At 58.7% G+C, this 12,355-nt stretch carries 13 protein-coding genes; all 13 read right to left on the reverse strand.

From position 1 onward, the window contains the following. Positions 1 to 81: 81 nt before the first annotated feature. The 13 genes from der to hscB all read right to left on the reverse strand — a co-directional run bounded on the left by der (position 82) and on the right by hscB (position 12,348). Positions 82 to 1,551 carry a ribosome biogenesis GTPase Der gene (gene der, locus D3879_RS19810; RefSeq protein WP_119955952.1) on the reverse strand — a complete coding sequence of 490 codons (1,470 nt, stop codon included), beginning with the start codon at positions 1,549 to 1,551 and terminating at the stop codon, positions 82 to 84. A 77-nt stretch (positions 1,552 to 1,628) separates the two neighbouring features. Further along, positions 1,629 to 2,780 (reverse strand): outer membrane protein assembly factor BamB, encoded by a 1,152-nt coding sequence (gene bamB, locus D3879_RS19815; RefSeq protein WP_119955953.1) that lies wholly within the window; start codon positions 2,778 to 2,780, stop codon positions 1,629 to 1,631. Next, complete coding sequence (locus tag D3879_RS19820) at positions 2,773 to 3,417, reverse strand: tetratricopeptide repeat protein (RefSeq protein WP_119955954.1); 645 nt, start codon at positions 3,415 to 3,417, stop codon at positions 2,773 to 2,775. Before D3879_RS19820 ends, bamB begins: the two co-directional genes overlap by 8 nt. A 26-nt stretch (positions 3,418 to 3,443) precedes the next feature. Continuing rightward, positions 3,444 to 4,733 (reverse strand): histidine--tRNA ligase, encoded by a 1,290-nt coding sequence (gene hisS, locus D3879_RS19825; protein WP_119955955.1) that lies wholly within the window; start codon positions 4,731 to 4,733, stop codon positions 3,444 to 3,446. 24 nt (positions 4,734 to 4,757) lie between these two features. Continuing rightward, positions 4,758 to 5,870, reverse strand: a complete 1,113-nt coding sequence (gene ispG, locus D3879_RS19830; protein ID WP_119955956.1) for a flavodoxin-dependent (E)-4-hydroxy-3-methylbut-2-enyl-diphosphate synthase — start codon at positions 5,868 to 5,870, stop codon at positions 4,758 to 4,760. A 3-nt stretch (positions 5,871 to 5,873) separates the two neighbouring features. Further along, on the reverse strand, positions 5,874 to 6,887 hold the full coding sequence (locus tag D3879_RS19835; protein WP_119955957.1) for a RodZ domain-containing protein: 1,014 nt from the start codon (positions 6,885 to 6,887) through the stop codon (positions 5,874 to 5,876). Next, entirely contained in the window at positions 6,887 to 7,645 is a 759-nt protein-coding gene (pilW, locus tag D3879_RS19840; protein ID WP_119955958.1) for a type IV pilus biogenesis/stability protein PilW, read from the reverse strand. The genes D3879_RS19835 and pilW overlap by 1 nt, the downstream gene beginning before the upstream one ends. A 13-nt stretch (positions 7,646 to 7,658) precedes the next feature. Continuing rightward, positions 7,659 to 8,807 (reverse strand): dual-specificity RNA methyltransferase RlmN, encoded by a 1,149-nt coding sequence (gene rlmN, locus D3879_RS19845; RefSeq protein ID WP_119955959.1) that lies wholly within the window; start codon positions 8,805 to 8,807, stop codon positions 7,659 to 7,661. 23 nt (positions 8,808 to 8,830) lie between these two features. Next, the gene (gene ndk, locus D3879_RS19850; protein WP_119955960.1) at positions 8,831 to 9,262 is read right to left on the reverse strand and encodes a nucleoside-diphosphate kinase; all 432 of its coding nucleotides are present in this window, start codon (positions 9,260 to 9,262) and stop codon (positions 8,831 to 8,833) included. Between the two features lie 103 nt (positions 9,263 to 9,365). Continuing rightward, positions 9,366 to 9,566, reverse strand: coding sequence for a Fe-S cluster assembly protein IscX (iscX, locus tag D3879_RS19855; protein WP_119955961.1), 201 nt, complete (start codon positions 9,564 to 9,566; stop codon positions 9,366 to 9,368). 10 nt (positions 9,567 to 9,576) lie between these two features. Continuing rightward, the gene (gene fdx, locus D3879_RS19860; RefSeq protein ID WP_119955962.1) at positions 9,577 to 9,915 is read right to left on the reverse strand and encodes an ISC system 2Fe-2S type ferredoxin; all 339 of its coding nucleotides are present in this window, start codon (positions 9,913 to 9,915) and stop codon (positions 9,577 to 9,579) included. 3 nt (positions 9,916 to 9,918) lie between these two features. Continuing rightward, positions 9,919 to 11,784 carry a Fe-S protein assembly chaperone HscA gene (hscA, locus tag D3879_RS19865; RefSeq protein WP_119955963.1) on the reverse strand — a complete coding sequence of 622 codons (1,866 nt, stop codon included), beginning with the start codon at positions 11,782 to 11,784 and terminating at the stop codon, positions 9,919 to 9,921. A 42-nt stretch (positions 11,785 to 11,826) separates the two neighbouring features. Then, on the reverse strand, positions 11,827 to 12,348 hold the full coding sequence (gene hscB, locus D3879_RS19870; protein ID WP_119955964.1) for a co-chaperone HscB: 522 nt from the start codon (positions 12,346 to 12,348) through the stop codon (positions 11,827 to 11,829). Between the last annotated feature and the right edge of the window lie 7 nt (positions 12,349 to 12,355).

The following is a 12,355-nucleotide window of genomic DNA, read 5'->3' on the forward strand; positions in this document are numbered from 1 at the left end:
GGGCGGTGCCTGCGGCACCGATGGTGGGTTACGCCGCACCCGGCTAACCCACCCTACGGATGACTGCCAGACGTACGCTAATCAGCGCTTGTCTCTACGCTTCTTGTCGGCTTTCTTATGGTGCGACATCAACCGGCGCTTCTTGTTGACCTGGCGATCGGTCAGGGTGTTCTTGTTGCCTTCGTACGGGTTTTCACCGCCCTTGAACTCGATACGGATTGGCGTACCGACCAGTTTCAATACGCGGCGATAGGTGTTCTCCAGGTAGCGGACATAGGACTTGGGCACCTTCTCTACCTGATTGCCGTGAATCACGATCAGCGGTGGGTTGGCCCCGCCCAAGTGGGCATAGCGCAGCTTGATCCGGCGGTTATTAACCATCGGCGGCGCGTGCTCACTGACCGCATCTTCGAGGATCTGGGTCAGGCGGCTAGTCGGCCAACGGGTGATCGCCGACTTGAACGAGGCCTGGACCGACTGGTACAGATTGCCGACACCGGTGCCGTGCAACGCGGAAATGAAGTGAATGTCTGCGAAGTCGACAAAGAACAAGCGGCGTTGCAGCTCGGTCTTCACATAATCACGCTCGCCCGGCTCCATGCCGTCCCATTTGTTCAACGCGATGACCAGCGCACGACCGGTTTCCAGCGCGAACCCCAGCAGGTTGAGGTCGTGGTCGACCACGCCTTCGCGGGCATCCATGACGAAAATCACCACGTTGGCGTCTTTGATCGCCTGCAGGGTTTTCACCACCGAAAACTTCTCGACCTCTTCCGAGATCTTGCCGCGCTTGCGCACCCCGGCAGTGTCGATCAGCGTGTACTTCTCGCCACTACGCTCGAAGGGAATATAAATACTGTCGCGCGTGGTGCCGGGCTGGTCATACACGATCACCCGGTCCTCACCGAGCATGCGGTTGACCAGGGTCGACTTGCCGACGTTGGGCCGACCGATGATGGCGATCTTGATGCCATCCTTCTCGCTCGGACCAGGGATGCGCTTGGCTTCTTCGCCTTCGGCAACCACCTCACCCTCGAGTGGTTCGTCTTCGACCGCATCCTTGGGGAATTCCGACAAGGCCGCTTCGAGCATCTGGCTGATACCACGGCCATGGGCGCCGGCAATCGGCAACGCATCGCCCAGACCCAGGGGGCTGAACTCGGCACGCGCCAGGTCCGGGTCAATGCTGTCGACCTTGTTCGCCACCAGGAAGCAACGCTTGTTGCGCTTGCGCAAGTGCTCGCCAATCATCTGGTCGGCGGCCGACATGCCGGCTTTGGCATCCACCAGGAACAGCACGGCATCGGCTTCTTCAATGGCCAGCAGCGATTGCTCGGCCATTTTCGAGTCCATACCGTCTTCGTCACCGGAAATACCGCCGGTATCGATCAAGATGTAGGTTCGCCCTTGCCACTTAGCCTCACCGTACTGGCGATCACGGGTCAGACCAGACAGATCGCCGACAATAGCGTCGCGACTCTTGGTCAGGCGGTTAAACAGGGTGGACTTGCCGACGTTCGGACGGCCCACCAGGGCGATTACGGGAACCATGCGGCCCCTCCACTCAATTTCAGAAAACACAAAGGCCGCTGCCGTCAAACGGCAGCGGCCGGACACTAAATCACAGCTTAGCGGATGGTCAGCGCGACCAGATCTCCGCTATTGCCGAAGGCATACAGCCAATCACCGACCACCAGCGGACGTGCGCGCAAACCGTCGCTGTCGATACGCTCGCGACCAACAAAACGGCCATCCACCTGGCTGACCAGGTGCAGGTAGCCTTCAAAATCGCCGAACGCTACGTAACTGGAGAACACTTCCGGAGCTGACAGCTGGCGACGAGCCAAGGCTTCGTTACTCCACAGCGCCGACGCGGAACGCTCGTCGATACCTTCGATGGTGCCATTGGCCAAGCTCACGTAGACGTTGCCGAGCCCCTGAGCCAGACCGACGTTACTGGATGCTTCGCGCTGCCAAAGAATCCGTCCACTTTCCAGATCCAGCCCAGCGACACGGCCTTGGTAGCTCACGACATAGAGCACATTGTCAGACAGAACCAAACCGCCATCGATGTCGACCACGCGCTCCAGCTCGGAGCGGCCTTGCGGTACAGCCACGCGCTGCTCCCACACAGGCAGGCCACGCTGAGTATCAAGCGCGATCACCTTGCCACTGGAGAGACCAGCAAACGCCAAACGACTGGTGACAATCGGCGCCCCGGTGCCACGCAGCGTCAATACTGCCGGGGTGTTTTCGTAGATCCAGCGCTGATTGCCGGTTGCCGCATCAAGCGCGATCAAGCGGTCATCCTGGGTCTGCACGACGACTACGTCACCATTGGTAGCCGGTGCCGCCAGCACTTCGCTGGTAACCCGCGAGCGCCATTTTTCTTCGCCTGTGGCAGCATCCAGAGCAATCACTTCGCCCTTCAGCGTACCCAGCAGTACCAAGCCATAACCCGCCCCAACCGCGCCCGACACCGGCAAGTCGAGGTCTTGTTCCCAGAGCTTGTCGCCACTGAAACGGTTGAGCGCCATCACTTCGCCGTTTACGTCGGAGGCGAAGATCTGATCGCCATCCACCGCCGGCACCAGCATATTGAAGGAGTCGCCTTGGCCATCGCCCACCGAACGGCTCCACTCTTTTTTCAACTCGACCTCTTCAGTGAAGTCGGGCAGCTCGGCCGGCGGCAGTTCCTTCTTGCTATTGCTGCTGCAACCCGCGGCCAGAACGGCCAGGGCCAGCAGTGCGGCATATTTCCAGCGCATCACGTCACGCATCCCCTTTCGCCAAGTCGTCGAGCTTCATTTGCAGACTGCCTACCGCAGCTTCGTCCGACAGCGCTGCCTTGGCCTTCTCGTAGGCAGCATGCGCCTCATCGCGACGACCCAGCTTGACCAGCAGATCACCTTTGAGCTCTTCGCGACTGGCCAAGAAGGCCTTATCCGCATCGCCTTCAAGCAGCTTGAGCGCGTCTTCCGCCTTATTTTGCGCGGCCAACACACGGGCCAAACGTTGACGAGACAGCTCGGCCAGGGTGTCATCGGCCGGTTTGGCGACAATGGCTTGCAGCTCAGCCGCCGCATCGTCCAGCTTGCCCGTGTCTACCGCGACTTTAGCGACGAACAGGCTGCCGTACTGGGCGTAATAGGTACCACCGAAGTCTTTCTTCAGTTTGTTCGCCAGCTCAGCCACTTGGCCCGCATCCGGCTCGCCACTCGGATTAAACGCGGTTTCCAGCAACTGCTGGTAAACCATCGAAGCACCTTGAGCCTGGTTGGTCTGGTACTTCTGCCAAGCCTGCCAGCCAAAGACCACGACCAGCGCCAAGGCGCCCCCTGTCAGCAGGGGTTTGCCATTGCGCTCCCACCAGTCTTTGATCAGCGCCAGCTCTTCATCTTCAGTACGCGACGTCACCCCAATACTCCTTATTCGCTGAATGCTCAAACCTGCTTCAGGCAGGCTACCAGATGCTCAGACAAAGCATCCCAGGCAATATTTTGTTGTTCGCCCTGACCACGAAGGGGCTTGAAACCTATCACTTGCTGAGCCAGCTCGTCCTCGCCCAATACCAAGGCGAACAATGCACCGCTCTTATCGGCCTTTTTCAACTGACTCTTGAAGCTGCCAGCCCCGGCATTCACCTGCAAACGCACCCCTGGCAACTGATCGCGTAAACGCTCAGCCAGCGAGAGCCCCGCCAACTCGGCCGGCTCACCAAACGCACAGAGGTACACATCGACTTGGCGGGAAATTTCGGCGGGGACCTGTTCCAGGGTTTCCAGCAGCAATATCAGCCGTTCAATACCCATGGCGAAACCAACACCAGCGGTCGACTTACCACCCATCTGCTCGACCAGGCCATCGTAACGACCGCCCGCGCACACCGTACCTTGAGCTCCGAGCTGATCAGTGACCCACTCGAACACGGTCTTGCTGTAATAATCGAGGCCGCGTACCAGCTTGGGGTTGAGCACATAGGGAATGCCGGCGGCATCCAGGCGCGCCTTGAGGCCGTCGAAGTGGCTCCGCGACTCTTCGTCGAGATAATCCGCCATCTTCGGCGCATCGGCCAACATGGCCTGAGTTTCCGGCACCTTGCTGTCGAGAATCCGCAACGGGTTGCTGGCTAGACGCCGCTTGCTGTCTTCATCCAGCAGGTCGAGACGCGCCGACAAATATTGCACCAGGGCTTCGCGGTAATTCGCCCGCGCGGCACTGGTGCCGAGGCTGTTCAACTCCAGCTTCACCGCATCGCGAATGCCCAGCAGGCCCCAGAGGCGCCAGGTCAGCACAATCAGCTCGGCATCGATGTCCGGCCCGTCGAGGTTAAAGACCTCCACGCCAATTTGGTGGAACTGGCGATAGCGACCTTTCTGCGGCCGCTCATAGCGAAACATCGGGCCGATGTACCAGAGTTTCTGCACCTGGCCGCCACCGGAAATACCGTGCTCCAGCACCGCGCGAACGCAGCTGGCAGTCCCTTCCGGGCGCAGGGTCAAGGAGTCGCCATTACGGTCTGCGAAGGTGTACATCTCCTTCTCGACGATATCCGTGACTTCGCCGATAGAGCGCTTGAACAGCTCGGTGACCTCAACGATCGGCATGCGGATCTGCCGATAGCCATAGCCATCCAGCAGGTTTGCCACAGCACCTTCGAAGTAGCGCCAGAGCGGCGTCTGCTCAGGCAGAATGTCGTTCATGCCACGAATGGCTTGTAGAGACTTACTCACACAAAATCCTTAGTATTCTTGGCTCTAGCCACGGGCGATTAGCGCCGCGTCGGCTTCGACCTTCTCGGCCGCCTTCTGGCGTATCAGCCTTTCCAGCTCATCGACCAGATTGTCATTGGTCAGTTTCTGCGCCGGCTTGCCGTCGATGTAAATCAGGTTATTCGGCGTACCGCCGGTGAGGCCGATATGCGCCTCCTTGGCTTCGCCAGGACCATTGACGATACAGCCGATCACGGCCACATCGAGCGGTACCAAGAGGTCTTCCAAGCGGCCTTCAAGCTCGTTCATGGTCTTGACCACATCGAAGTTTTGCCGCGAGCAGCTCGGGCAAGCGATGAAGTTGATGCCACGGGAACGCAAGCGCAGCGACTTGAGGATGTCGTAACCGACCTTGACCTCTTCCACCGGATCGGCAGCCAAGGAGATGCGGATGGTATCGCCAATCCCATCGGCGAGCAGCATGCCCAAACCGACGGCGGACTTCACGGTGCCAGAACGCAGACCGCCTGCTTCCGTGATGCCCAAGTGCAACGGCTGCTCGATCTGCTTGGCCAACAGTCGATAAGCCGCAACCGCCATAAATACATCAGAAGCTTTGACGCTGACCTTGAAGTCCGGAAAATTCAGGCGATCCAGATGTTCAACGTGTCGGAGTGCCGACTCGACCAAGGCTTCCGGCGTTGGCTCGCCGTATTTCTTCTGCAGGTCTTTTTCCAGGGAGCCGGCGTTAACGCCGATGCGGATGGAAATGCCACGGTCACGCGCCGCATCAACGACCGCCTTGACGCGATCTTCGCGGCCAATGTTGCCTGGATTGATCCGCAAGCAATCAACCCCCAACTCGGCAACGCGCAACGCAATCTTGTAGTCAAAATGGATGTCGGCAACCAGGGGTACCTGAACCAGTTGCTTGATCTTGCCAAACGCTTCAGCAGCATCCATATCCGGCACAGACACACGGACGATATCGGCGCCGGCTTCTTCCAAGCGACGGATCTGCGCCACTGTGGCGGCGACATCGCAGGTATCGGTATTGGTCATGCTCTGCACAGCGATAGGCGCATCACCGCCCACCGGAACAGTGCCGACCCAAATCTTGCGCGATTGACGACGGAGGATTGGTGATTCGCCGTGCATGGTTTATTGCCCCAACTTCAAGCGTGCAGTTTCGCCACTGGTGAAGGGCGCGACATCCACCACCTGACCGTTGTAACGAACTTGTGCGCCGCGCGCATAACCCAGACGCAACTCCAGAGGAGCTTTTCCACTCAATTCCAGCTTCTCACCCGCGCGTTTCAGGCCGCTAACCAGCACTTTGCCAGAAGCATCCGTAAGTTGAATCCAGCAGTTGGCGCTGAATTCAAGAGCCACCAGACCTTCACCCACCGCTGCGACCGCAGGAGCAGGAGTAGCGGCAGCGGCAGCAGGCGCTGGAGGGGCGACAGGAGTTACAGGAGTCACAGGAGTTACAGGAACAGGTGTTACGGCGGCGACCGGCGCACTAGGCACAACCAAAGGGCTGATAGCTGCCGGCGGTGTAGCTACAGCGCCCGGCAGTTCCGCCTCGGGCTGCGCAGCCAACTCGGGAGACATTTCCGCCAAGCCAGATTCACCCTCGCTCTGCGCATCGGCTACGGCTTGATCTTCCGGCTCGTCCAGCGGGTGAATTTGCGTAGTGCCGTCGGCGCTCTCTACTTCAACGTGCTCCAGGCTAACCTCGGCCGACTCGCCAGAGCGGCCTGCCGACTGATCCTGCCACCAGAGAAAACCGATACCGGCCAGCACTAGCAGCAAGACAAAGCTGACCAAGCGCAACACGCTCTGCGACAAACGCACGGGCTCTTCGATGCGCCCCAGACCATGCACGCTGCTGCCAGTGGCATCAGTTCCGGTGTATTGGTCGAACTCCTGCACCACAAGACTCTGATCCATACCGAGCAACTTGGCGTAAGCACGCACATAGCCACGGGCAAAGGTATGCCCCGGCAGCTGATCGAACGCACCCGCCTCGAGCTGGCTCAGACGCTGAGTAGTCAAATTGAGCTGCGCAGCCACTTCGGCTACCGACCAGTCCTTATTTTCGCGGGCCTTACGCAGAGTCTCGCCTGGGTTGCTGCGAGTCACAGCTAGAGCTTCGGGATGCACCGCTTTCATCATTGCTCCGACAGGTATTGCTGATATTCCGGTGTACCGGGATAAAGGCGTTTGAGTTGCAGGCCTAGGCTAGCTGCTTTATCCCGATCTTCGAAGATGTTTGCGAGGCGCGAGCCGAGCAGCAAGCTGCGTGAGTTCTGCTCGCTGAGCGCACTAAAACTCTCATAGTAATCACGCGCGGGCACATACGCTTTGCCCTCAAAGGACAACTCGGCCATCTCTAGCAGGGCTCGTGGCTGACGCTTGTTCAGCCGCAGCGAACGCTCAAAATATTTCTTCGCTTCATCACTCTTATTCAGCTTGAGCGCTGTCATACCCAGATTTTCAAACACCCGCGAGCGCTCGGGGTACAGATTATCTTGAGCCGCTTGCTGGTAACGCTCAAAAGCTTCTTTGTAGCGCCCTTGCTCAAACAGGAAGCTACCGTAATTATTCAAAAACCGCGGGTCGTTGCTGCGCTCCGAAATCGCTTTGCGAAAATGCTCGTCAGCGAGTTCAGGCTCCATCTCGATCTGGAACAGCAACGCTAGTGCTGCGTGCGCATCGGCATTTGAGGGATCAAGCTGCAGGGCTTTCTTCAGGGGAACCTTTGCCTGCTCGGTTGAGCCTTGCTGCAGGTAGCCAATCCCAAGCTGGACGTAGGCATCACGCGCTTGGTCGCGGCCTTTACCGGTTTTCATCGGATCGACGTTGCCAGTGGACACGCAACCTACCAATAAGCTGGTGAAAAACAGAAGCAGCGCAGCGCGCAAGGTCATAGATATCCTACCTTCAGGTTCGGTTTACAGCGGTACGGGGCGTGTCAGCCTCGCTGCTCAGCTCGCGCACGGCAATGTAGCGCTCGCTACGCCGAGTACGGTCCATGACCTGACCGACCAACTGCCCGCAAGCTGCGTCAATGTCTTCGCCACGGGTCGTGCGTACGGTGACATTGTGCCCAGCCTTATACAGCAGGTCTTGGAAGCGACGAATGGCGTTGTTGCTCGGCCGCTCATAACCGGAAAAGGGGAAGGGATTAAACGGGATTAGATTGATCTTGCAAGGCACATCCTTGAGAAGTGCGATCATCTCCTCAGCATGCTCAGGCTTATCGTTCACATCTTTAAGCAAGGTGTATTCGATCGTCAGCACACGCTTCTCGCCAAGCCGTGCGACATAACGCTTGCAGGCAGCCAGCAACATCTCCAGCGGGTACTTCTTGTTGATCGGCACCAGCTTGTTGCGCAGTTCATCGTTAGGCGCGTGCAAAGAAAGCGCCAGAGATACGTCGATGACTTCGCCCAACTTGTCGATCATCGGCACCACGCCCGAAGTGGACAGGGTCACCTTGCGCTTGGAGATGCCATAACCGAGGTCATCCATCATCAGGTGCATGGCGGCGACCACATTATCGAAGTTCAGCAGCGGCTCGCCCATGCCCATCATCACCACGTTGGTGATGGCGCGATCGATCTTCGCCGGCACACTGCCGAACGACTTGTTGGCAATCCACACCTGGCCGATCACCTCGGCGGCAGTGAGATCGCTATTGAAACCTTGTTTACCGGTGGAGCAGAAACTGCAATCCAGCGCGCAACCGGCCTGTGAGGAAACACAGAGGGTGCCGCGATTGCCTTGCGGGATATACACGGTCTCGACACAGCTGCCAGACGCCACGCGGACGACCCATTTACGGGTACCGTCGGTGGAAATGTCTTCACTGACAACCTCTGGACCGCGAATCTCGGCGCAGGCCTTGAGCTTTTCGCGCAAGGCCTTGCCGACATTGCTCATGGCGTCGAAGTCATCGACGCCAAAGTGGTGAATCCACTTCATCACTTGACCGGCACGGAAACGCTTCTCCCCGATAGAGTCGAAGAACTGTTCCATTTCAGGCTGGGTCAGACCCAGTAGATTGATTTTGCCGGTAACTTCAGTCATGGCCTCACCCTCGCACGTTCGCCTTAGCGAATGCGCGCGCACACTTCGGTAGCGGAGAAGAAGTAAGCGATTTCACGAGCAGCAGCAGCTTCGGAATCCGAACCGTGTACAGCGTTGGCGTCGATGGATTCAGCGAAGTCGGCACGGATGGTGCCGGCAGCAGCTTCTTTAGGGTTGGTAGCGCCCATCAGCTCACGGTTCTTGGCGATTGCGTCTTCGCCTTCCAGTACCTGAACGACAACCGGACCGGAAATCATGAAAGCAACCAGATCGCCGAAGAAGCCACGTGCACTGTGCTCAGCGTAGAAACCTTCAGCTTCAGCCTTGGACAGCTGTTTCATCTTCGAAGCGACGACGCGCAGACCGGCTTTTTCGAAACGAGTGACGATCTCGCCAATGACGTTTTTAGCAACGGCATCAGGCTTGATGATGGAGAAAGTGCGTTGAACAGCCATGTGAAACTCCAGAAACTAAGGATTAAAGCCAAAAATTAAACCCGCGAATTATACGCGGGTTCAGGTTAAATGCGTAGGGCTCACGCCCGAGGGCTGTACGAGCTCAATCGGCTTCTTCGATCCAGGCCGCCTGAATCGCCTCAAGCACCTTCTCGCCACCGTGCCGCGGGTCATCATTGAACTCCGGCAGCGCCAGCACCCATTGATGCAAATCAACGAAATTAACGAATCGCGGATCGACCCCTGGTCGGCTATCGACCAGTTGGATGGCGATTTCCTGCACATCGACCCATTTCAGGCTCATGAACAGCTCCTTAATGTTTTTCCGAGACTTGGTTGAGGGTGTATTTGGGGATCTCTACCACCAGATCCTTATCCTTCACTACCGCCTGGCAGGACAGCCGCGACTCCGCCTCAAGCCCCCAAGCCTTGTCCAGCAAGTCATCTTCCAGTTCGTCAGATGGCTCCAGCGACTGAAAGCCCTCGCGCACGACCACATGACACGTGGTGCAGGCACAGGACATTTCGCACGCGTGCTCAATATCCAAACCGTTGCGCATTGCCGCCGCAATAATGGTCTCGCCAGGTTGCGCCTCAACCACCATACCTTCGGGGCAATGGTCGGCATTGGGCAGAAAAACGATCTGCGGCATCAGTTATTCCTCAATTTCATTCAGTCGGCGCCCAGCCAGCGCCGCCTTCACCGTGGCATCCATTCGGCGCGCGGCAAAAGCATCGGTAACCTGGGATAGGCGCTTGGTTTGCCGCTCGATAGCCGGACCATCAGCCCCAACCATCAACTCGCGCAAGTGCTGCATTTGCAACTCGATCACAACGCGCTCTTCCTCACTCAGCAGACGCTGGCCATCAACTTCCAACGCAGTCTGCACAGCTTCGAGCAGACGTTCGGCATCCACCTGCTGCTCACGCAGAGCACGAGCAACCTTGTCATCACTCGCGTTCTGGAAAGAATCCTGCAGCATGCGGGTAATTTCGCCATCGGTCAGACCATAGGACGGCTTCACCTGAATGCTCGCCTCCACGCCCGAACCGAGCTCGCGCGCAGCGACGCTCAGCAGGCCGTCAGCATCTACCTGAAAGGTCACGCGAATCTTCGCCGCACCCGCCACCATCGGCGGGATACCGCGCAATTCAAAACGCGCCAGAGAGCGGCAATCACTGATCAGCTCACGCTCGCCCTGCAGCACATGAATCTTCATGGCCGTCTGGCCGTCTTTATAAGTAGTGAAGTCTTGCGCCCGCGCCACCGGAATAGTGGTGTTGCGCGGAATGACCTTTTCCATCAGCCCGCCCATAGTCTCCAGGCCGAGCGACAGCGGAATCACATCGAGCAGCAACAGCTCTTCACCCTCGCCTCGCTTATTACCGGCCAGAGTATCCGCCTGGATCGCAGCCCCAATGGCCACCACTTGATCCGGGTCGATATCGGTCAACGGCTCACGCGCAAACAGCTCGCCCACCGCCGAACGCACGCGCGGCACACGAGTGGAGCCGCCGACCATCACTACCGCTTCGACGTCTTCAATCTCGATCCCTGCATCACGCAGCGCCCTGCGGCAGGACTTGAGGCTGCGCGCCAGCATCGACTCGATCAACGCCTCGAAATGCTCACGCGTGAGCACGCCACGCCATGCACCATGCGCCACATCAACCGACGCTGCACTGGTCAACGCCTCTTTGGCGGCACAAGCGCTGTGCAACAAGCTGCGCTGGGCACCCGGCTCGATATCCGCGGAGAGTCCCGCTTCCTGCACGATCCAGCCAGCGATCGCGAGATCGAAGTCATCGCCACCCAGCGCGCTATCGCCACCAGTCGCCAACACCTCGAAGACCCCGCCTGTCAGACGCAGAATCGAAATATCGAAAGTGCCGCCGCCCAGGTCATAAATCGCCACGACCCCTTCGGCCTGCTGATCGAGACCATAAGCCACCGCCGCCGCCGTCGGCTCATTGAGCAGGCGCAGCACATTGAGCCCAGCCAGCCGCGCAGCATCTTTCGTGGCCTGGCGCTGGGCGTCGTCGAAATAGGCGGGCACCGTGATCACCGCACCGACCAATTCGCCACCCAGAGTGGCTTCGGCGCGCTGACGCAGCACTTTCAAAATATCGGCCGACACCTCGACCGGGCTTTTCGGCCCCTGTACGGTGCCGATAAACGGCATATGCGACTCACCATCGACGAAGCGGTAAGGCAATTGCTCGCCCAGTTGCTTGACGTCAGCCAGACCACGCCCCATCAGGCGCTTGACCGACAACACAGTATTGAATGGGTCGCTAGCAGCCGCCGCCTTGGCGGCTTGCCCCACTTCCACGCGATCTGCGTGGTAGCGCACCGCCGACGGCAGGATTACCTGACCATCAGCATCAGGCAAAGGCTCGGACAGGCCACTGCGCAGTGCAGCGACCAGTGAATTGGTAGTCCCCAGGTCAATTCCCACCGCCAAACGACGCTGGTGCGGCTGCGGGCTCTGTCCGGGTTCAGCGATCTGCAGTAGGGCCATGCTTGTCTGCGTATCAGGCGCGCCGCCGAGGCAGCGCGGAGGTTAATCGTCGAGGCGCTCTTCCAACTGGCGCACTTCGTAGCTGAGCTTGTCGAGGAACTGCATGCGCCGCACTAGGCGCTCGGCCTCTTCACGACGCGCAGTTTCATCCCAACAGGCAGCAAAGCTTTCATTCAGCTCATCCTGAGCAATCTTCAGGCGGCGCTTGAAGGTTGCCACCCCAGCCAGATCCGCACTGTCCTGGAGGTCTTCCAACTCTTCACGCCAGTGCATCTGCTGCAGAAGAAACTCAGGGTCTTTTACCGTCACTTCTAGCGGCAGCTCATGACCGCGCAAAGCCAATAAATAGCGCGCGCGCTGCGGAGCATTTTTCAGCGTTCGGTAGGCTTCATTGAGGCTGGCGGAGTGTTCCAGCGCAAGCCGCTGCTCACGCTCCGAAGCATCTGCAAAGCGATCCGGATGAACACTGCGCGCCAGCTCGCGATAACGCGCGGCTAGCTGCTCAAGATCCAAGCGGAAGCTCGGCTGCAGATCAAATAAGGCGAAATGACAAGGGGTACCCACAGCAGCC

Origin of the sequence: Pseudomonas cavernicola, from assembly GCF_003596405.1 — a bacterium.
In the GTDB taxonomy this organism is placed as follows: domain Bacteria; phylum Pseudomonadota; class Gammaproteobacteria; order Pseudomonadales; family Pseudomonadaceae; genus Aquipseudomonas; species Aquipseudomonas cavernicola.